The organism is Mycolicibacterium diernhoferi (genome assembly GCF_019456655.1).
Classification (GTDB): domain Bacteria; phylum Actinomycetota; class Actinomycetes; order Mycobacteriales; family Mycobacteriaceae; genus Mycobacterium; species Mycobacterium diernhoferi.
This window is the reverse complement of the sequence record NZ_CP080332.1, coordinates 2,683,390-2,702,076: the sequence shown is the minus strand read 5'-3', so window position 1 is coordinate 2,702,076 and position 18,687 is coordinate 2,683,390. Positions and strand designations below refer to the sequence as shown.

At 69.1% G+C, this 18,687-nt stretch carries 22 protein-coding genes; 5 read left to right on the top strand and 17 right to left on the bottom strand.

Features of this window, described 5'->3' with window-relative positions; genetic code table 11:
* The first annotated feature begins 5 nt into the window (after window positions 1-5).
* Window positions 6-1,094, top strand: a complete 1,089-nt coding sequence (locus K0O62_RS12875; protein WP_073854482.1) for a GGDEF domain-containing protein — start codon at window positions 6-8, stop codon at window positions 1,092-1,094.
* Here K0O62_RS12875 and K0O62_RS12870 read toward each other — a convergent pair.
* From K0O62_RS12870 to ruvC, 4 genes are read right to left on the bottom strand one after another with little or no spacing between them, the layout of a single operon-like run.
* Complete coding sequence (locus tag K0O62_RS12870; protein WP_073855271.1) at window positions 1,091-1,744, bottom strand: hypothetical protein; 654 nt, start codon at window positions 1,742-1,744, stop codon at window positions 1,091-1,093. The genes K0O62_RS12875 and K0O62_RS12870 overlap by 4 nt on opposite strands.
* Before the next feature lie 48 nt (window positions 1,745-1,792).
* Window positions 1,793-2,845, bottom strand: coding sequence for a Holliday junction branch migration DNA helicase RuvB (gene ruvB, locus K0O62_RS12865; RefSeq protein ID WP_073854480.1), 1,053 nt, complete (start codon window positions 2,843-2,845; stop codon window positions 1,793-1,795).
* A gap of 2 nt (window positions 2,846-2,847) precedes the next feature.
* Window positions 2,848-3,438, bottom strand: a complete 591-nt coding sequence (gene ruvA / locus K0O62_RS12860; RefSeq protein WP_073854478.1) for a Holliday junction branch migration protein RuvA — start codon at window positions 3,436-3,438, stop codon at window positions 2,848-2,850.
* On the bottom strand, window positions 3,435-3,992 hold the full coding sequence (gene ruvC / locus K0O62_RS12855; RefSeq protein ID WP_073854476.1) for a crossover junction endodeoxyribonuclease RuvC: 558 nt from the start codon (window positions 3,990-3,992) through the stop codon (window positions 3,435-3,437). Before ruvC ends, ruvA begins: the two co-directional genes overlap by 4 nt.
* Window positions 3,993-4,103: 111 nt before the next feature.
* On the opposite strand from ruvC, the gene K0O62_RS12850 reads away from it, so the two are divergent.
* Window positions 4,104-4,751 (top strand): SDR family oxidoreductase, encoded by a 648-nt coding sequence (locus K0O62_RS12850; protein WP_073854474.1) that lies wholly within the window; start codon window positions 4,104-4,106, stop codon window positions 4,749-4,751.
* An 8-nt stretch (window positions 4,752-4,759) separates the two neighbouring features.
* Here the strand turns inward: K0O62_RS12850 and K0O62_RS12845 are convergent, their stop codons facing one another.
* Complete coding sequence (locus K0O62_RS12845; RefSeq protein WP_073854472.1) at window positions 4,760-5,746, bottom strand: SDR family NAD(P)-dependent oxidoreductase; 987 nt, start codon at window positions 5,744-5,746, stop codon at window positions 4,760-4,762.
* A 54-nt stretch (window positions 5,747-5,800) separates the two neighbouring features.
* Between K0O62_RS12845 and K0O62_RS12840 the strand changes: the two genes are divergently transcribed.
* Window positions 5,801-6,787, top strand: a complete 987-nt coding sequence (locus tag K0O62_RS12840; protein WP_073855270.1) for an AraC family transcriptional regulator — start codon at window positions 5,801-5,803, stop codon at window positions 6,785-6,787.
* Here K0O62_RS12840 and K0O62_RS12835 read toward each other — a convergent pair.
* Window positions 6,733-7,488 carry a YebC/PmpR family DNA-binding transcriptional regulator gene (locus K0O62_RS12835; RefSeq protein ID WP_073854470.1) on the bottom strand — a complete coding sequence of 252 codons (756 nt, stop codon included), beginning with the start codon at window positions 7,486-7,488 and terminating at the stop codon, window positions 6,733-6,735. The genes K0O62_RS12840 and K0O62_RS12835 overlap by 55 nt on opposite strands.
* 131 nt (window positions 7,489-7,619) lie before the next feature.
* Between K0O62_RS12835 and K0O62_RS12830 the strand changes: the two genes are divergently transcribed.
* Window positions 7,620-8,831, top strand: coding sequence for an acyl-CoA dehydrogenase family protein (locus K0O62_RS12830; protein WP_073854468.1), 1,212 nt, complete (start codon window positions 7,620-7,622; stop codon window positions 8,829-8,831).
* Window positions 8,832-8,837: 6 nt separating this feature from the next.
* Here K0O62_RS12830 and K0O62_RS12825 read toward each other — a convergent pair whose 3' ends face one another.
* The 3 genes from K0O62_RS12825 to K0O62_RS12815 are packed head-to-tail and all read right to left on the bottom strand — an operon-like array spanning window position 8,838 to window position 11,178.
* The gene (locus K0O62_RS12825; RefSeq protein ID WP_073854466.1) at window positions 8,838-9,692 is read right to left on the bottom strand and encodes an SDR family NAD(P)-dependent oxidoreductase; all 855 of its coding nucleotides are present in this window, start codon (window positions 9,690-9,692) and stop codon (window positions 8,838-8,840) included.
* On the bottom strand, window positions 9,689-9,886 hold the full coding sequence (locus K0O62_RS12820) for a ferredoxin (RefSeq protein WP_073854464.1): 198 nt from the start codon (window positions 9,884-9,886) through the stop codon (window positions 9,689-9,691). The genes K0O62_RS12825 and K0O62_RS12820 overlap by 4 nt, the downstream gene beginning before the upstream one ends.
* Window positions 9,883-11,178, bottom strand: coding sequence for a cytochrome P450 (locus tag K0O62_RS12815; RefSeq protein ID WP_234799976.1), 1,296 nt, complete (start codon window positions 11,176-11,178; stop codon window positions 9,883-9,885). The genes K0O62_RS12820 and K0O62_RS12815 overlap by 4 nt, the downstream gene beginning before the upstream one ends.
* 167 nt (window positions 11,179-11,345) lie before the next feature.
* Here K0O62_RS12815 and K0O62_RS12810 point away from each other — a divergent pair, with 167 nt between their 5' ends.
* Window positions 11,346-11,879, top strand: coding sequence for a TetR/AcrR family transcriptional regulator (locus K0O62_RS12810; RefSeq protein ID WP_073854462.1), 534 nt, complete (start codon window positions 11,346-11,348; stop codon window positions 11,877-11,879).
* 2 nt (window positions 11,880-11,881) lie between these two features.
* Here K0O62_RS12810 and pdxT read toward each other — a convergent pair whose 3' ends face one another.
* The 8 genes from pdxT to K0O62_RS12770 all read right to left on the bottom strand — a co-directional run bounded on the left by pdxT (window position 11,882) and on the right by K0O62_RS12770 (window position 18,686).
* Window positions 11,882-12,466 (bottom strand): pyridoxal 5'-phosphate synthase glutaminase subunit PdxT, encoded by a 585-nt coding sequence (pdxT, locus tag K0O62_RS12805; RefSeq protein ID WP_073854460.1) that lies wholly within the window; start codon window positions 12,464-12,466, stop codon window positions 11,882-11,884.
* On the bottom strand, window positions 12,463-13,308 hold the full coding sequence (gene tesB / locus K0O62_RS12800) for an acyl-CoA thioesterase II (protein ID WP_073854458.1): 846 nt from the start codon (window positions 13,306-13,308) through the stop codon (window positions 12,463-12,465). The genes pdxT and tesB overlap by 4 nt, the downstream gene beginning before the upstream one ends.
* A 41-nt stretch (window positions 13,309-13,349) precedes the next feature.
* Window positions 13,350-14,255, bottom strand: coding sequence for a pyridoxal 5'-phosphate synthase lyase subunit PdxS (gene pdxS, locus K0O62_RS12795; RefSeq protein ID WP_097933659.1), 906 nt, complete (start codon window positions 14,253-14,255; stop codon window positions 13,350-13,352).
* Window positions 14,256-14,322: 67 nt separating this feature from the next.
* Window positions 14,323-15,363, bottom strand: a complete 1,041-nt coding sequence (locus tag K0O62_RS12790; RefSeq protein WP_073857555.1) for an NUDIX hydrolase — start codon at window positions 15,361-15,363, stop codon at window positions 14,323-14,325.
* Complete coding sequence (locus tag K0O62_RS12785) at window positions 15,360-16,484, bottom strand: glycosyltransferase family 4 protein (RefSeq protein ID WP_073857554.1); 1,125 nt, start codon at window positions 16,482-16,484, stop codon at window positions 15,360-15,362. The genes K0O62_RS12790 and K0O62_RS12785 overlap by 4 nt, the downstream gene beginning before the upstream one ends.
* A gap of 8 nt (window positions 16,485-16,492) precedes the next feature.
* Window positions 16,493-17,443: a phosphatidylinositol mannoside acyltransferase gene (locus K0O62_RS12780; protein ID WP_097933657.1), complete on the bottom strand. Its 951-nt coding sequence runs from the start codon at window positions 17,441-17,443 to the stop codon at window positions 16,493-16,495.
* Window positions 17,440-18,099 (bottom strand): phosphatidylinositol phosphate synthase, encoded by a 660-nt coding sequence (gene pgsA / locus K0O62_RS12775; protein ID WP_073857553.1) that lies wholly within the window; start codon window positions 18,097-18,099, stop codon window positions 17,440-17,442. The genes K0O62_RS12780 and pgsA overlap by 4 nt, the downstream gene beginning before the upstream one ends.
* Complete coding sequence (locus tag K0O62_RS12770; protein WP_073857552.1) at window positions 18,096-18,686, bottom strand: ATP adenylyltransferase; 591 nt, start codon at window positions 18,684-18,686, stop codon at window positions 18,096-18,098. The genes pgsA and K0O62_RS12770 overlap by 4 nt, the downstream gene beginning before the upstream one ends.
* Window position 18,687 lies beyond the last annotated feature (1 nt).

Here is an 18,687-nt window from a genome sequence, read left to right as displayed (position 1 = left end):
ATGCGATGGAAACGATCCGCCGGTGGTGGCAGCAGCCCGACCGCTACGAGTGGCTCTCCGAGTATCTGGAGTCCCAGCATCTGCGTTGGCCACTACAGGTCATCATGGCGATCTCGGTGACGGTGCTGGGATTCGTGCCCATCCTGCTGCTCTGGAGCCCCGCGACGGCCCCGTTCGCCGTCAAGGCCGCCGTCGCCGTGCCGGCAACCGCGTTGTGCTGGACCATGACGTTCGTCTGGCTGACCCGCTGGCCGTCGCGGCGCAGTTCCCGGGCTTTGGCGGTGCTTTCGGCGCTGAGCGTGTCCGCCGCCTGTCTGATCGCCATGCAGCCGCAGCACGGCCTGACCGCTTGTGTCGTGTTCGTGGTGATCGCCGGATTGGTGGCGTTCACCCACACCAGCCCGTTCCTGACGCTCGTGCTCGGCATCGCCGTGAGCACCACCATGCTGTGCGGCCTGCGGGCGGCCGTCGACGGCGATCCCGTCCTCGCCGTCAGCGAGACGCTGCTGGTTCTGGTCAGCATCCTGACCGTGCCGATGGTCGGGCAGGTGCTGGTTCAGCTGTTGGGCGCCGACGCGGTGAACTCGGATCTGGACGCGCTGACCGGGCTGCACAACCGCCGCGGGCTGCACCGGGCCGTCGGGGATCGCGCCACGCGTCCGGTCCGCGGTCGCGAAACCTTCGGCGTGGTGATGGTCGATCTCGACGAGTTCAAACAGGTCAACGACACCCAGGGGCACGCCGCCGGCGACCGGGTGCTGACGGCGGTCGCCACGGCGCTGCGCCGGGTCGCGGGCACCGATGTCGTCGTGGCCCGCATCGGCGGCGAGGAATTCTGTATCGCCGCCCGGATGAGCGACAACCAGCTGCGTCATCTCGCCGACCGGGTGCGCACAGCGATCGAGAGCCTTCCGTACGCCGTCACCGCGAGTGTCGGTACCGCATCCGCGTCCGGGCACCCGGCGAACCAGGACGCGCTCGACGAGCTGCTCTGCGCGGCCGATCAGGCGATGTACGCCGCGAAGCGCGCCGGCGGCAACCGGGTGTGCCACGCGTGGGATCTGCCCGCCGAGCGACCCGAGGAGGTCGTCTAGCGGTGTGCGAACCGCCCGAGCCGCCAGCCACGCCGCCGGTGCTGGGCATCCGCGGTGGGCCCGATGACCTCGGTTTTCTGATCTCGCATGGGCACCGGCTCCGATGTGGCCGCGACGGGCTGTTCCGCGGTGTCCACCGGCCGGGTGCCGACCGTTTCGGCCTGCCGGACGTCGCGGACGCTGCGCACCGACAACCGTCCGACCGCCGCAGCGCCCAGAAAGACGATCAGCGCGCCGAGACCGGAGAAGTACGCCAGTTCCAGCATCACCTGCTTGGTCTCGGTGACGGCCACCGGGCTGCCCGCATTCCCCAGGGCCATGGGCCCGGCCAGTGCGCGCCCGACGACGAACCATGCGCCGGCCACCACGGCCAGCCAGCCGCCCAGCATGGCCGTCGCGCGGTTACGCGACCCCAGAAGCAGCAGACCACCCACGACGGTCACCGCACCCGGTAGCACCTCCAGCCACCCGCGGCCCGTGGTCCAGGCCCACGGCGAATCCGGGGTGAAGGCGAAGTCGAAGTAGGGCCCGACGAACGGGATGAATGCACCCCAGACGCCGGCCAGGATCAGCAGCAGCCCACTCAGGGCACCGCGGCTGCGGGGCATGTGCAGCCTGCCGCCGGTACGTCGCTCGCGTGTCTCGCTCATGGTGGCCTCCTCGGTCATAACCGAGGGATTACCCAGCCGGGGTATCGATTATTCAAACAGCCCGGTTTGGCCGAACCCGCCGGCCGGTGGCTGCAAGCCCAGATGCGTCCACGCCTGTGGTGTGGCGACCCGGCCGCGCGGCGTGCGGGCGATCATCCCGGCGCGCACCAGGAAGGGTTCACAGACCTCTTCGACAGTGGTGGCTTCCTCCCCCACCGCGACGGCCAGCGTCGACACCCCCACCGGCCCGCCGCCGAAGCTCCGGGTCAGGGCGGACAGCACCGCGCGGTCCAGCCGGTCCAACCCGAGTTCGTCGACGTCGTAGACCTCCAGGGCGGCCTTGGCGATGTCCCGGGTGATCACACCGTCGGCGCGCACCTCGGCGTAATCGCGGACCCGGCGCAGCAACCGGTTGGCGATCCGCGGGGTGCCGCGCGACCGGCGGGCGACCTCCGCGCCGGCGGTGGCCTCGAGTTCGATGCCGAGGATCCCGGCCGACCGCGCCAGCACCCGTTCCAGGTCGGCCGGTTCGTAGAAGTCCATGTGGGCGGTGAAACCGAACCGGTCGCGCAGCGGGCCGGTCAGCGCGCCGGACCGGGTGGTGGCACCCACCAGGGTGAACGGTGCGACGTCCAGCGGGATCGACGTCGCCCCGGGCCCCTTGCCGACCACCACGTCGACCCGGAAGTCCTCCATCGCCAGGTAGAGCATCTCCTCGGCGGGCCGGGCGATGCGATGGATCTCGTCGATGAACAGCACATCGCCCTCGACCAGATTCGACAGCATCGCCGCGAGATCGCCGGCCCGCTCCAGCGCCGGACCGGAGGTGACCCGCAGCGCGGAACTCAGTTCCGCGGCGATGATCATCGCCAGCGAGGTCTTGCCCAGCCCGGGCGGGCCGGACAGCAGGATGTGATCCGGTGTGCCGCCACGGTTCTTGGCGCCTTCGAGGACCAGTTGCAACTGCTCACGCACCCGGTGCTGACCGATGAACTCCTGCAGGGAGCGCGGCCGCAGGCTGGCATCGATGTCGCCTTCGCCGACCGTCAGCGCCGGCGTGACCTCCCGATCCTCGGGTTCATCGCCTTCGAAACGACCCATGGCTACTTCTTACCGAGCATGGACAGCGCCGCCCGCAGCGCACTGGAGGTGGTGGCATTCGGGTCGTCGGCCAGCACCTTGTCGGTGGCCTCCTCGGCCTGTTTGGCCGCGAACCCCAGGCCGACAAGCGCTTCCACGACGGGGATCCGCACGGCGTGCCCACTGGCGCCGACCACCCCACCGGCACCGGCCACCGCACCGATCTTGTCGCGCAGTTCCAGCACCATCCGCTCGGCGCCCCGTTTGCCGATTCCGGGCACCCGGGTCAGGGCTGTGATGTCCCCGTCGGCCAGTGCCTGCCGCAGCGAGGTGGCGTCGTACACCGCCAGCGTGGCCAGCGCGATCTTCGGGCCGACCCCCGAGACACCCAGCAACGTGTTGAACAGGTCTCGGGATTCACCGTCGGCGAAGCCGTACAGCGTCATCGAGTCCTCGCGCACGATCATCGCGGTGATCAGCCGGGCCTCTTCCCCGCGCCGCAGCGTGGACAGCGTCGTCGGGGTGGCCATCACCTTGTAGCCGACACCGGCGGCCTCCACGACGGCGTGGTCGAGGGCGATGTCGATGATCTCGCCGCGTACCGAGGCGATCATGCGCGGGCCGCCTTCAGCTTGGCCTGGTAGAGCTTCTTCTGCGCCTCGGCCTTGGCCTCGGCCTCGGCCATCCGGGCGATCATCGGGGCCCGCCAGCAGTGGCAGATCGCCAGCGCGAGCGCGTCTGCGGCGTCCGCGGGAGTCGGCTTCTGTTGCAGGCCGAGGATTTTGGTGACCATGGTGGTGATCTGAGCCTTGTCGGCCCGGCCGTTCCCGGTCACCGCGGCCTTGACCTCCGACGGGGTATGGAAGAACACGTCGATGTTGCGGCGGGCCGCGGCCAGCGCGATCACCCCACCCGCCTGGGCGGTACCCATCGCGGTGTTGGCGTTCTGGTTGGCGAACACCCGCTCGATGGCGATCACGTCCGGGACGTGAGTGTCCATCCAGTGCTCGACGGTGTCGCTGATGGTCAGCAGCCGCATCTGCAGCGGAGCGTCCGCCGGCGTCCGTACGACGTCGACGTCGAGCGCGGTGACATGCCGCCCGCGGCCGCTTTCGACCACCGACAACCCGCAGCGCGTCAACCCGGGATCGACTCCCATAATCCGCACGCCAGCCCCTTCAGATAAGAACACGTGTTCGATAGCGTAGCTGCCAGGGCCGACACAACTCGACAGGGACACGCTCAGATCCCCATCTCCGATGGTCCGTAGGCTGAATTGATGAGAGTCGTCATTGCGGGTGGACATGGCAAGATCGCGCTGCTGCTGGAGCGGCTGTTGGCGGACCGCGGTGACACCGCGGTCGGACTGATCCGAAATCCAACGCAGGTCGGCGATCTGGAGGCCGCCGGCGCCCAGGCGGTGGTCCTCGACCTGGAGCACAGCTCGGTCGAGCAGGTCGCCGAGGCGGTGCGCGGCGCCGACGCGGTGGTGTTCGCCGCCGGGGCCGGGCCGGGCAGCGGGGTGGCCCGAAAGCAGACGGTGGACCGCGATGCCGCGATCCTGCTCGCCGACGCAGCCGAGTCCGCGGGCGTGCGGCGCTATGTCATGGTGTCCGCGCTCTCGGCCGACGACCGCAGCCTCGACGACGGCTACGACGAGGTGTTCCGCGTCTACATGCGGGCCAAATCCGAGGCCGACGCCGACGTCCGGGCCCGCGCCGGGCTGCAGACGACAATTGTGCGGCCCGGCGGGCTGACCGACGAGCCCGGTACCGGGCGGGTTCGGATCGCCGAATCCACCGGGCGCGGGACCATCCCGCGCGCCGACGTCGCCGCGGTGCTGCTCGCGGTGCTGGACTCCCCCGCCACCGCGGGCCGGACCTTCGAGCTGATCAGCGGTGACACCCCGATCAGCGCGGCACTCTAGCCGGTCGACTACTTCTCACTGAGGTCCCACAGCCGCTGCGCGGATTCCGGGTCGACCGCATATCGGGTGACCCCCACGCTGGTCTGGAGCGGACCCGACCCGAAGTCGATGCTCAGGGGCGCGTCGATGTCCTCCAGCGGCGCGATGTCGTTGTTCTGCAGGAACACTCCGCCGATGCCGTCGAGCAGCGGGCTGGTCGCGGCCCACACGCTGGTGGAAGCGCCCTGCATCGGGGTCTTGAGGTCACGGTCCGGGTCGTTGACCACTTTGCCGTGCTCGTCGATCAACCCCATCAGCTGCCACTGTTCGTCGGTGATCGACGGTGCGAGGTTGGTGTCGATGATGCCGCCGGGGTGCAGTGCGTAGCCGCGGATGCCGTCGTTGGACCAGCGCCGGTCCAATTCGACGGCGAACAACACATTGGCCGTCTTGGACTGACCGTAGGCCACCATGCCGTCATAGGCGCCATCTTCGAAATGTGGATCGCCCCAACGGATGTCCGATAGGTGATGGCCCCACGACGAGACTTCCACGACCCGCGCGCCGGACGCCGCCCGCAACGCGGGCAGCAGTCCATCGGTCAGCCGGAAGTGACCGAGATGATTGGTGGCGAACTGTGCCTCATATCCGCGGCCGTCGCGGACCAGCGGCCCACCCATGATCCCGGCGTTGTTGATCAACGCATGCAGCGGTCGGCCCGTATCGAGGTACGCCTCGGCGAAGGCATCGACGGACCGCGGGTCGAGGAGGTCGAGCGGGCGCGCCTCGACACCGGGCAGATCCGCCACCGCGGCCGCCGCGCGTCCCGGCGAGCGCGCACCGATCACCACCGACGCGCCGGCCCGACTCAGTGCCCGCGTGGTCTCGAGCCCGAGCCCGACGTGCCCGGCGGTCACGACGATCTGCCGTCCGGCAAGGTCGATGCCGGCCAGTACATCGGTGGCCGTCGACGCTGCGGTGAAACCCGAACCGAGAGGGTGTTGTCTGTTCGTCATACCCGGAATAACGTCCGGCCGGCCGGGCTTCTCATCATCATGAGTCCGCAGCGCATGCGTGATCGTCCGGAACTCGCCCGCGATCCCCTCTCGGCGGTGTTACGCCTCGTCGAGGCGCGCGGCGTGGTCTCGGGTGGGTTGGCGGCTGCCGGCGCATGGACCACCAGCGCCGACATCGCCGAGCCGCTGAAGTTCATCGCCGTGGTGCGCGGCCGAGTCCGGGTGCAACCCGACGGCGTCACCCCGGTGCACGCCACGGCCGGTGACGTCGTGATCCTCAACCACCGCCGGCGGGTGACCCTGTCGAACGTCCCGGACGGAGCTGTCCCGGTCGCGTTCGAACTGAGCGCGATCGAACCGCTGGTACGGGTCGGCGACGGCGAGCAGGACGTGATGCTGGGCGGGCACATCGGCGTCAACGAGGTGGGCCGCCAACTGCTGCGTACCGCGCTGCCGCCGGCGTTGCACGTGCGTGCCACCGCCGCCGACGCATCCGAGCTGCACGACCTGGCGTCGCGCATATATCGGGAGATGACCGCAGACCGGATCGGCAGCGACTTCGCCGTCGCGCAACTCGCTCAACTGCTGGTGCTTGCGGTGCTGCGCACACACCTCGACCGGGCCGATTCGGTACCGCCGGGTCTGCTGGGGCTGCTCACCGACGAACAGCTGCGACCGGCAGCCGCCGCCATGCACGCCGATCCCGGGAGGCCGTGGCAGTTGACCGAACTGGCGCGGATCGCGGCGATGTCGAGGACCTCGTTCGCCGAGCGGTTCCGCGCGGCCGCCGGTGTTCCACCGATGACGTACCTGAGCAGCTGGCGGATACTGCTGGCGCAGCGTGCCCTGCGGGACGCGGACATGACGGTCGGGGCACTGGCCTACGAGCTCGGTTACGCCGCCGAGAGCGCATTCTCCAATGCCTTCAAGCGCGAGGTCGGGATGTCACCCCTGCACTACCGGCGGGCCGCCCGGGCCCGGCCGGATCAGTCCTCGTCGAGCTGGGCCGCGACGTCGTCCGGGATGTCGATGTTGGTGTAGACCTCTTGCACGTCGTCGCTGTCCTCCAGCGCGTCGATCAGCTTGAGCACCTTGCGGGCGCCCTCCAGGTCGACGGGCACCGAGACCGACGGCTGGAAGCCGGATTCGGCCGAGTCGTAGTCGATACCGGCGTCCTGCAGCGCGGTCCGCACCGCGACCAGGTCGGTGGGCTCGCAGATGATCTCGAAGCCCTCGCCCAGGTCGTTGATCTCCTCGGCGCCGGCCTCCAGCACCGCACCCAGCACGTCGTCCTCGGTCAGCCCGTTCTTGTCCAGGGTGATCACACCCTTGCGGGAGAACAGGTAGGCCACCGATCCCGGGTCGGCCATGTTGCCGCCGTTGCGGGTCATCGCGACGCGCACCTCGCCGGCGGCGCGGTTGCGGTTGTCGGTGAGGCATTCGATAAGCACCGCAACGCCATTGGGCCCGTAGCCCTCGTAGGTGATGTTCTGCCAGTCGGCGCCGCCGGCCTCTTCGCCACCGCCACGCTTACGGGCCCGCTCGATGTTGTCGTTGGGCACCGACGACTTCTTGGCCTTCTGGATCGCGTCGTACAGCGTCGGGTTACCGGACGGGTCACCACCGCCGGTACGCGCCGCGACCTCGATGTTCTTGATGAGCTTGGCGAACATCTTGCCGCGCTTGGCGTCGACGACGGCCTTCTTGTGCTTTGTAGTTGCCCACTTGGAATGGCCGCTCATTCAGATTCCGCCCTCTTTCTCCGTCATTCGTCGGTTGCCCAGTCTACGGGTACACCCTGCACCGAAACCGTGCTCGGGGGCAGAAAGCGCCCATCTGGCCGATCAACTTACTCCAGAGTAAGATAGGCGGTATGACCTTCTCCCTGGAGTTGCCCTCGGACCTGCGCGACGTGCAAAAGTGGGTCCACGAGTTTGCCGCCGATGTCGTGCGCCCCGCCGCGGCCGAGTGGGACGAGCGTGAAGAGACCCCCTGGCCGATCATCGCCGAGGCCGCCAAGATCGGCCTCTACTCGATGGAAATGTTCGCCGAACAGGCCGCCGAGCCGACCGGCCTGGGCATGGTCACCGTCTTCGAGGAGCTGTTCTGGGGCGACGCCGGCATCGCGCTGTCCATCCTGGGCACCGGGCTGGCGGCAGCCTCGCTGGCCGGCAGCGGCACCCCCGAGCAGATCGGGGAATGGCTGCCGCAGATGTTCGGCACCGTCGATGACCCCAAGGTCGCGGCCTTCTGTTCGTCGGAGCCCGGCGCCGGCTCCGATGTCGGTTCCATCCTGACCCGGGCCCGCTACGACGAGGCCACCGACGAATGGGTGCTGAACGGCACCAAGACCTGGGCGACCAACGGCGGTATCGCCGAGGTGCACATCGTCGTCGCCTCGGTGTACCCGGAACTGGGCAGCCGCGGGCAGGCCTCCTTCATCATCCCGCCCCACACCCCCGGGTTCAGCCAGGGCCAGAAGTTCCGCAAGCACGGCATCCGGGCCTCACACACCGCCGAGGTGGTGCTCGACGAGGTCCGCATCCCGGGTCGGCTCATCGTCGGCGGCAAGGACAAGTTCGACGCGCGGATCGCCAAAGCGCGCGAGGGTAAGCGGACCGCGGGACAGGCCGCGATGGCCACCTTCGAGCGCACCCGCCCCAGCGTCGGCGCGATGGCGGTCGGGGTGGCCCGGGCCGCCTACGAGTACGCGCTGGACTACGCCCGCGAGCGTGAGCAGTTCGGCCGCAAGATCGGCGACTTCCAGGCGGTGGCGTTCAAGCTCGCCGATATGAACGCCCGCATCGACGCCGCCCGCCTGCTGGTGTACCGGGCGGCCTGGATGGCCCGCAACGGCAAGGCCTTCGAGAACGCCGAGGGGTCGATGGCCAAGCTGGTGGCCAGCGAGACCGCGGTCTACGTCACCGACGAGGCCATCCAGATCCTCGGCGGCAACGGCTACACCCGCGACTACCCGGTCGAGCGGATGCACCGCGATGCGAAGATCTTCACCATCTTCGAGGGCACCAGCGAGATCCAGCGCCTGGTGATGAGTCGCGCCATCACCGGCCTGCCGATCCGCTGACCGGGTTCAGCGCACCAGCGCCGCTCCCCCGTCCAGGCGGATCTGCTGGCCGGTCATGAACCGCGATTCGTCGGCCAGCAGGTACAGCGCGGCGTAGGCCGTCTCCCAGGTGCTGGCCCGGCCCATCTTGAGTTTGACGACCTCGCTGTAGACCTCGTCGACCTCTTCGGGGGTGTGCCCGAACAGCTCCTGGGAATCGTGGTTGCCCAGCGTGGAGTCGATGGGGCCCAGCATCAGCGTGTTGGCCCGCACCCCGGCCGCGGCGAACTGCACCGCGGTGAGTTCGGTGATGTAGTTCAGCCCGCACTTGCCCAGGGCGTAGGGCATGATCCCGATGTTCAGCCCGATCTCGTTCTTCAGGCTGGCGATCGAGGAGAAGTTGACGATGCTGCCGGTGCTGGGACCCGGATTCTTCTCCATACAGGCCGCGGCGTAGAGATTGCAGTAGTAGGCGCCGAGCATGTTGACGTTGATGCCGTAGTTGAAGGCCTCGGTCTCCATCGAGTTGTTCTCGAAGTCGAACGGCGGATTCACCGCCACGCTGTAGACCATGCCGTCCACTCGTCCGCTGCGTTCCATCACCTCGTCGAAGATGCGTTGGCAATCTTCCTTTTTCGAGACATCGGCGTGCACGGCGTAGGCCTTGCCACCGTCGGCGGCGATCAGATCCACCGTCTCCTGCGCGGAAGCCAGATTCAGGTCGACGGCGACCACCTCGGCGCCGTGCCGGGCGGCCAGCAGCGCGGTGGCCCGGCCGTTGCCGACGGTGTCGCCCGGCATCTGCCCGCCGCCGACGACGACCACCACCTTGCCGGACAGGTCGAAGGCGGTGCGGTCTTTGCGGGCGAAATCGGTTGTCATGATTCCTCTTTCAGGTGGATGGCCCGTTCCGGGCAGCTGGCGGCGGCCTCGGTGACCACCTCGTGGAATTGGGCGGGCACCTCGGTGCCGACGGCCTGCGCGTAACCGTCGTCGGTCAGGGTGAACACCTCGGGACAGAGCGCGACACACACGCCGTGGCCGGCGCAGGCGTCGTCGTCGACGGTGGCGATCATGATGCGGGCCCGGCGGGGTCGACCTGTAGGTGCAGTTCGGTCAGACCACGCAGGATGAAGGTCGGTACGTAGTCATAGCTGCGCGCGTCGGGGGCACCGTGGCGACGCTCGTCGATGCGGATACCAGCGGCGCCGCGGAGTAGCCGCTCGATGACGACCCGCCCTTCCGCGCGCGCCAGCGGCGCCCCGATACAGCTGTGGATCCCGCGCCCGAACGCGATGTGCCGGCGGGCATTGGGCCGGTCGAGGTCGAAGGTGTCCGGGTCCTCGAACTGGCGCGGATCCCGGTTGGCGGCACCGAGGTTCACCATCACCGTGGCACCGGCCCCGATGGTGACCCCACCGACCTCGGTGGTGGCCCGGGCCAGCCGGAAGTCCCCGCGGATCGGGCTCTCGAAGCGCAGCGCCTCCTCGATGAAGCCGGGAATCTGCTCGGGATGGGCGCGCAACCGGTCCTGCAGGTCGGGACGCTCGGCCAGCACCATCAGCGCCGAGGACAGCAGTCGAACCGTGGTTTCCTGTCCGGCCGAGAACAGGTTGGCGGCCACCCGCACCACATCGATGACCTCCGGGGTCGATCCGTCCGGGAACGTCGCCTCCGCCATATCGGTCAGCACGTCGGCGCGCGGGTTGGCACGCCGGTCCGAGATGTACTCGGCGAAGCGGTGGTAGAGGTATTCCAGTGGCGCGTGCGCCATTTCCTCACCTTCGGTGCTGCCGAGCGAGCTGTCCCCGACCAGTCGCTCGGTGAGCTCGGCACGGTCCCCCTCCGGGACGCCCAGCAGATCGGCGATGACCAGCAGGGCCACCGGGTTGGCCACCTCGCGGATGAATTCGCCGCCGCCCTGGGCCAGATAGGGCGCGAGCACCTGGTCGGCCAGTCGCCACAGGAACTCTTCGTTCTCCTTCAGGCGTTTGGGGGTGATCAGTCGGGACAGCAGCGCCCGGTGCGCGGTGTGCGTCGGCGGGTCGAAGGTCGGCAGCTGGTCACTGAACGGCAGTTCGTCACGATGCTTGTCGATCAGAGCCCGCACCTCGGCCTCGTCGCGCCCCTCCAGCGGAACCGGAAATCCCGGGAAGGGTCCGGTCACGCTGGTGCAGGACGAGAACCTCTCGTGATCGCCGAGGATCGCCTGGGCCTCCTCGTAGCCGGTCACGATGTAGACGCCCTGGGTTGGTTCGCGCAGCACGGGACTGACGGAGCGCATGCGTCGGTACAACTCGTAGGGATCGGCGACCAACGCCGGATCTTGGAAGAAGTCGACGCCGTCAAGCACGTCCGCAGCGGTCAAGGGGCTCTCCTCGGGTTGGACTGAAACCTGACCAAACGTACAGCCAGTTACAGACCAATCGTACAGCTCTATACTGTACGAATGGTCAGCGCGCAGAGAACTGTTAGCAGCACTACATCTGTGGTGGCGCTGTGAGCGCGCCCGCCCCGAGCACCCGGCAGCGACTCATGGCCACCGCCGTCGAGTCGTTCCGCCGGCACAGCGTCGCGGGCACCTCCCTGCAGATGATCTCCGACGAACTCGGGCTCACGAAATCCGCCATCTACCATCACTTCCGGACCCGCGACGAGCTACTCGAAGCCATCCTGGAGCCGGTCATGGGCGAGCTGGAGAAGCTGGTGGCCGCCGCCGAGTCGGCACGGGGCTCCCGCGCGCAGGCCGATGCCATGCTGACCGGATTCGTCGCGCTGGCCGTGGCGCAGCGCACCCTGATTCCGGTGCTCACCGGGGATCCGGGCGTCGGTGACTTCCTGCGCAGCCGGCCCGACTGGAGCGCGGTCGTGCAACGCCAGCTGGCGCTACTCGCCGGCGTCGAACCGGGCATGGCCGGACAGGTCAAGGCGGCCGTCGTGATGGCCGGCATCGCCGCGGCCGTCGGCGTGGACTACCCCGAGGCCGGCGACGACCTCGCCAGGCTGCAGGACGAACTGGTCACCGCGGGCCGGCGCACACTCGGGTTGCGCTCGCCGCGCGGGGCGTGACGTCAGGACAGCGAGTCGACGAACATCGCATGCACCCGGCGATCCCCGGTCATCTCCGGATGAAACGAGGTGGCCAGCATCCGGCCCTGCCGGACCGCCACCGGGTGCCCGGCCGCGGTGGCCAGCACCTCCACCTCGGGGCCGACCCGCTCCACCCAGGGCGCCCGGATGAACACCGCGTGCACCGGGCCGTCGATCCCGGCGAACTGCAGGTCCTCCTCGAAGGAATCCACCTGGCGCCCGAAGGCGTTGCGGCGCACCGTCATATCGATTCCGCCCAGCGGCAGCGCCTCGCGTCCGGGCACTCCGGCGTCCTGGATATCCGTGGCCAGCAGGATCATCCCGGCGCAGGACCCGTAGGCGGGCATACCGTCACGCAACCGGGCCCGCAGCGGCTCGAGCAGGTCGAATTCCCGCAGCAGGTGGCTCATCGCGGTCGATTCACCACCCGGGATGACCAGTGCGTCAACGGATTCCAACTCATGTAACCGCCGGACCGTGCAGGCCTGCGCGCCCGCCTCGGTCAGCGCCGCCAGATGTTCCCGGGTGTCGCCCTGCAGGGCGAGCACCCCCACCCGGGCGCTCACTTGGGCGTCGGGGTGAAGTCGCGCTGGTAGCGGGTGAGCCCCTCCTGCATCACCGAGGCGACCATCTCTCCATAGGCGTTGTACAGCTTGCCCTCGCACAGCGCCCGCCCACCGCACGCCGACGGCGAGGACTGGTCATAGAGCAGCCATTCGTCGGCCCGGAACGGGCGCATGAACCACATCGCATGATCCAGCGAGGCGACCATCAGGTGCTTGCGCTCGTCGGGATGGGTGACCGAGGCCGACCCCAGCAGCGTCAGATCGCTCAGGTAGGCCAGCGCGCAGATGTGCAGCACCGGATCGTCGGGCAGCGGGTCACGGTGCCGGAACCAGACCTGCTGCTGGGATGCCTTGCCGGGCACCAGCTGCAGCTGATCGCGCGGGACGATGCAGACATCCCATTCGGCGAACTGGGCGAACCCGGCGTCGTCGAATGCTCCGCCGGACCGGAATCCGGGCAGGTCGTCGGGCGGCGGGGCCACCGGCATGGCGTCCTGGTGTTCGATACCGCTCTGGTCGGTCTGGAAGGACGCCGACATCGAGAAGATCGTCTCGCCGTGCTGGATGGCGCTGACCCGGCGGGTGCAGAACGAGCCGCCGTCCCGGATGCGCTCCACGGTGTACACCGCGGGCGCCCGGGCATCGCCGGGGCGCAGGAAGTACCCGTGCAGCGAGTGCACCTGGAACTGCGGTTCCACCGTGCGCACCGCCGACACCAACGACTGCCCGGCCACATGCCCGCCGAAAGTGCGCTGCAGGAAACCGGATTCGGGGCTGAACACGCGCCCGCGGTAGATGTTGACCTCCAGCTGCTCGAGGTCGAGGATCTCCTCGATCGCCATACTAGGGCTGTCTGCTCTTCGCGCGAGCGCTCATCGGCGAGTTACCAGCCGCGTTCGGCCAGGCGGTGCGGTGCCGCGATGTCCTCGACGTTGATGCCGACCATCGCCTCACCGAGTCCGCGCGACACCTTGGCCAGCACGTCGGGATCGTCGTAGAAGGTGGTGGCCTTCACGATCGCCGCGGCACGCGCCGCCGGATCGCCGGACTTGAAGATGCCCGACCCGACGAACACACCCTCGGCGCCGAGTTGCATCATCATCGCCGCATCGGCCGGGGTCGCGATGCCGCCGGCGGTGAACAGCGTGACCGGCAGCTTGCCGGCCCGGGCCACCTCGGCCACCAACTCGTACGGGGCCTGCAGTTCCTTGGCGGCGACGAACAACTCGTCCTCGCTCAGCGAGGTCAGCCGACGGATCTCCCCACCGATCTGGCGCATGTGCGTGGTCGCGTTCGACACGTCCCCGGTACCGGCCTCACCCTTGGAACGAATCATCGCCGCGCCCTCGGTGATCCGGCGCAGCGCCTCACCCAGATTGGTCGCACCGCACACGAACGGCACGGTGAAGCGCCACTTGTCGATGTGGTTGGTGTAGTCGGCCGGGGTCAGCACCTCGGACTCGTCGATGTAATCCACCCCGAGGGACTGCAGGATCTGCGCCTCGACGAAATGCCCGATCCGGACCTTGGCCATCACCGGAATGGTGACCGCGGCGATGATGCCCTCGATCATGTCCGGATCGCTCATCCGCGACACCCCGCCCTGGGCGCGGATGTCGGCGGGTACCCGCTCCAGCGCCATCACCGCGACCGCACCGGCGGCCTCGGCGATCCGGGCCTGCTCCGGGGTGACGACATCCATGATGACGCCGCCCTTGAGCATTTCGGCCATACCGCGCTTCACCCGCGCCGTACCGGTCTGACTACCGTTCTGCGCTGCGGTATCCATAACTATCTCCTCCGGTCCACTACTGATCCAGTCTAAAGCTGCTGCCAAATCGATTGATTTCGTAGCCTCACCGGATGGGGCGGGGCTGCGACTCGTCTCGACCGCCGGGTTCTCGGCCGGATCCGTCGGCCAGCCGGTTCGCCTCGGCCAGCAGCTCGGCGAGTTGTACCGGGTAGACCGGTTCACCTGTCGCGACCAGCTCGCGGACCATTGTCGCATCGCACCATCGATGGCCGTGAATGTAGCTGCGTTCGAGGGCGGAATGCCCAGTGGTAAGGGGTTCGAAAGCGCGGGTGCGGTGCACGAAGAAGAACTCCTCGCTGCGCATCACCGAGCCGTTGAAGTCGATGACCGCCTCACGCCGCCACACCGGGCCGATCATCTCCTCGGCCGTAACCCCCAGCCCGGTCTCCTCGGCCAGTTCCCGCACCGCGGTCTGCGCCAACGACTCCCCCGGCTGAGCCGCACCGCCGACGGTGAACCACCAGCGCGGTGCGGAGCCGTCGCCCGCCACGGCCGGGTCCGAACCGCAGAACAACAGGATTCGGCCCTGCTCATCGAGCAGCGCGATGCGCGCCGAGACCCGGCGGCTGACCGGGCCGCCCGGCATGCCGGCCCGCTCGGCGATCTCGAAGTAGCCGGGCAGTGCCGCGGTGCCGCCCAGATGCAGCAACCGCACCATCGGGCGTTCACGCAGCGACAGGGTGTCGCGGACGGCGTCGTTGTGGAAGCGGCGGGCCAGCAACACCCGCGCCTCGGCGTCGGCCAGTTCGGCCACCAGCGCGGTCGGCAGTGCGGCCGGGTCGACCATCTCCAACGCCGCGGACAGGTCGTTCTCGGCGCCCTCGCGGACCGGTCGAGCGGCTCGTTCGGCGGCGGCGGCCAGCGCGGCCAGCCGTCTGCCCTCCGGACCGCTGCCGTACGCGTCCACGGCGACCGCCCGCGCCACCACCGCACGACGGGCCAGCGCGGCGTCGAGCGCGTGCCAGGACAGGTCGTAGCGCACGTGCAGCCGGTCCAGCCGGTTGGCGGTGAGATAGGCCCAGCTGGCGGTCAGCAGCAGCACGACGCCGACCAGGACCAGGACGACGATCAGGATGACGTTCACGAACTCACCTGGACCTTGGCACCCACACCGCTGACCGTCTCGTACACCCGCATGATCTCGCCGGCCACCACCGACCAGTCGTAGCGGCGCACCGCCTCGGACGCGGCGGCGACATAGCGCTGCCGCGCATCGTCGTCACGCAGCAGTTCGATCAGACTGTCGGCCAACGCATCTGCGTCGTCGACCGGTACCAGCCGGCCGGCCTCGCCCTCTTCGAGAACGCGCCGGAAGGCGTCCAGGTCGCTGGCCACCACCGCCGTACCGGCGGCCATCGCCTCCACCAGAACGATGCCGAAGCTCTCCCCGCCGGTGTTGGGCGCGCAGTAGACGTCCACGCTGCGCAGCGCCGAGGCCTTGGTGGCGTCGTCCACGGCGCCGAGGAAACGCAGGTTCGCCGCGCACTGCCCGGCGTGCTCGGACAGTTCCTCCTCGTCCCCACGGCCGACCACCAGCACCTCGAGGTCGGGGAATTCACCGACCAGCCGCGGCAACGCACCGAGCAGCACCGACATCCCCTTGCGCGGTTCGTCGAACCGTCCGAGGAAGAGCACCGACCGGCCCGGACGCGGATACCCGTCCAGCATCGGCGCCGAGGCGAAGTCGGACACCGACACCCCGTTGGGGATTTCCACGGCGTCCGAACCGAGCGCCTCCATCTGCCAGCGCCGCGCCAGATCCGACACCGCGATGCGGCCCACGATCTTCTCGTGCAGCGGGCGCAGCATCCCCTGGAACACGCTCAGCGTCAACGATTTCGTGGTCGAGGTGTGAAACGTCGCCACGATCGGCCCCTCGGCGATCATCAACGCCAGCATGGACACACTCGGCGCGTTCGGCTCGTGCAGGTGCAGCACATCGAAATCCCCGTCGAGGAGCCACTTCTTGACCTTGCGATGGGTGGCGGGCCCGAAGCGCAGCCGGGCGACCGAGCCGTTGTACGGGATCGGCACGGCCTTACCACCGGAGACCACGTAGTCAGGCAGCGTCACATGCGGGGACGCGGGCGCCAGCACACTGACGTAGTGGCCGTCCGCCCGGAACACCTCGGCCAACTGCAGTACGTGTGCCTGCACGCCGCCGTGCACATCGAACGAGTACGGGCACACCATCCCGATGCGCATCGGCGCTCCTAGCTGCCTTCGAGGCGGGCGCGGCGCTCAACGGACAGATCGGCGATCCACTGCGGTTGCAGCATGTGCCAGTCCGCCGGGTACTCGGCGATCCCGGCGGCGAAGTGGTCGGCCAGCACCTGGGTGATCGCACCGATGTCGCCGGAGGAGGTGTCCACCGGCGGGTGCAGCCGCAGCCCCCAGCCGTCCTCGGTGAACCAGGTATGCGCCGGGATCAAGGCCCCACCGGTCTGCACGGCCAGCTTGGCCGGGCCCGAGGGCAGCCGGGTCTGCTCACCGAAGAAGTCGACCGGCACCCCGGAGCGGGTCAGGTCGCGGTCGGCCATCAGACACACCAGACCGTTGTCCTGTAACCGCTCGACGAGGACCTCCGAGGGGGGACGCGGGCCGCCGGTCAGCGGCAGCACCTCGAATCCCAGGCTCTCCCGGTACGCCACGAACCGGTTGTACAGCGACTCCGGTTTGAGCCGCTCGGCCACCGTGGCGAACTGCCCGAAGGTGTTGACCAGCCACACCCCTGAGATGTCCCAGTTACCGCTGTGCGGCAGCGCCATCACCGCGCCGCGGCCTTGCTCGAGTGCCTCGCGGATGTGCTGATCACCCTCGACCACCTCCTGGACCGACGCCGTCACCGCGGCGTGGTTCATCGAGGGCAGCCGGAACGCCTCCCGCCAGTACCGGCCGTAGGACGCCAGCGAGGCACGGATCAGGTGGTCGGGCACCTGCGCCGGTGGCACACCGATCACCCGGCTCAGATTCTTGCGCAGCTGCGCGGGCCCGCCGCCGCGCGCGGCATACAGCGCCCCGGCGTCGAACACGTTGCGGGCGGCGAACTCCGGCATCGCCCGAACCAACCGCCAGCCCGTCGCATAACCGAGATCCGAGAGCTGCCCGCCCAGCGGGACACGGAGGCCGCCGACATTCGACAGCCCCGAGGTGGGTGTGCTCACGTGGGATTTCCTTCCGGCGGAGGTGCTGGAGCCGGCAGCGGATCCATCGCGCCGGCCGAGGTGCGCACGGCGTGCAGCCGCTGCGCCAGCGTCACCACGCTGGCCGCCGCCAGGCCCCACATCGCGATGTCGAGCAGCAGCGCCCACCCGAAGGCGCCGGACAGCCCGGCCCCGGACAGCGCGATCACCAGCCGCTCGGGACGTTCGATGATGCCGCCGTCCCCGCGCAGCCCGCTGGCCTCGGCCCGGGCCTTGATGTAGGAGATCACCTGCGAGGTGACCAGGCAGATCAGGATGGCGACCACCAGCGCGGTGTTGTGCGCGCCGAACGCGGCCCACCAGGCCAGCCCGCAGAAGATCGCGCCGTCGCCGAGCCGGTCGCAGGTGGCGTCCAGCACCGCGCCGAAGCGGGTCCCGCCGCCACGCTCGCGCGCCATCGCCCCGTCGAGCATGTCGGCGAGCACGAAGAAGAAGACGGCGACCGACCCCCACCACAACTGCCCGATCGGGTACAGCGTGAGGGCGGCCACCACCGAGCCCGCGGTGCCCAGGATGGTGATGCTGTCCGGGGTCAGGCCGGCCCGCAGCGCCGCCCTGGCCACCGGTCCCGACACCTTGGCGTACGCGGCGCGGGTCATCAGGTAGAAGTTGCTCACGGGGCGATTTCCTGTTGTGCCGCCTGCTTTGCCCACTCGGCGGCCAACAGCTTCCGGGTCTCCCCGAGCAGCTGCGGGATCACCTTGGACCCGCCGATGATGGTGATGAAGTTGGCGTCCCCACCCCAGCGCGGGACGACGTGCATGTGCAGATGCTCGGCCAGCGAACCGCCCGCCGAGGTGCCCAGGTTGAGGCCGACGTTGAACCCGTGCGGATGCGACACCGCCTTGATCACCCGAATCGCCTGCTGGGCGAAGGCCATCAGCTCCGCGGTCTCCTCGACGGTCAGGTCCTCGAGTTCGGACACCCGCCGGTAGGGCACCACCATGAGATGGCCCGGGTTGTACGGGTAGAGGTTCAGCACGGCGTAGACCAGCTCGCCGCGCGCCACCACCAGGCCGTCCTCATCCGACATCGCCGGGATGTCGGTGAACGGCTCCTTGGACTGCGCCGAGCCCGCCCCCTTCTTCATCGGCGACTCGGCGATATAACTCATCCGGTGCGGAGTCCACAGCCGCTGCAGGTGGTCGGGTTCGCCGACGCCCCGGTCGACGATGGCGTCATCCCTGGAGTCCCGATCGGTCACG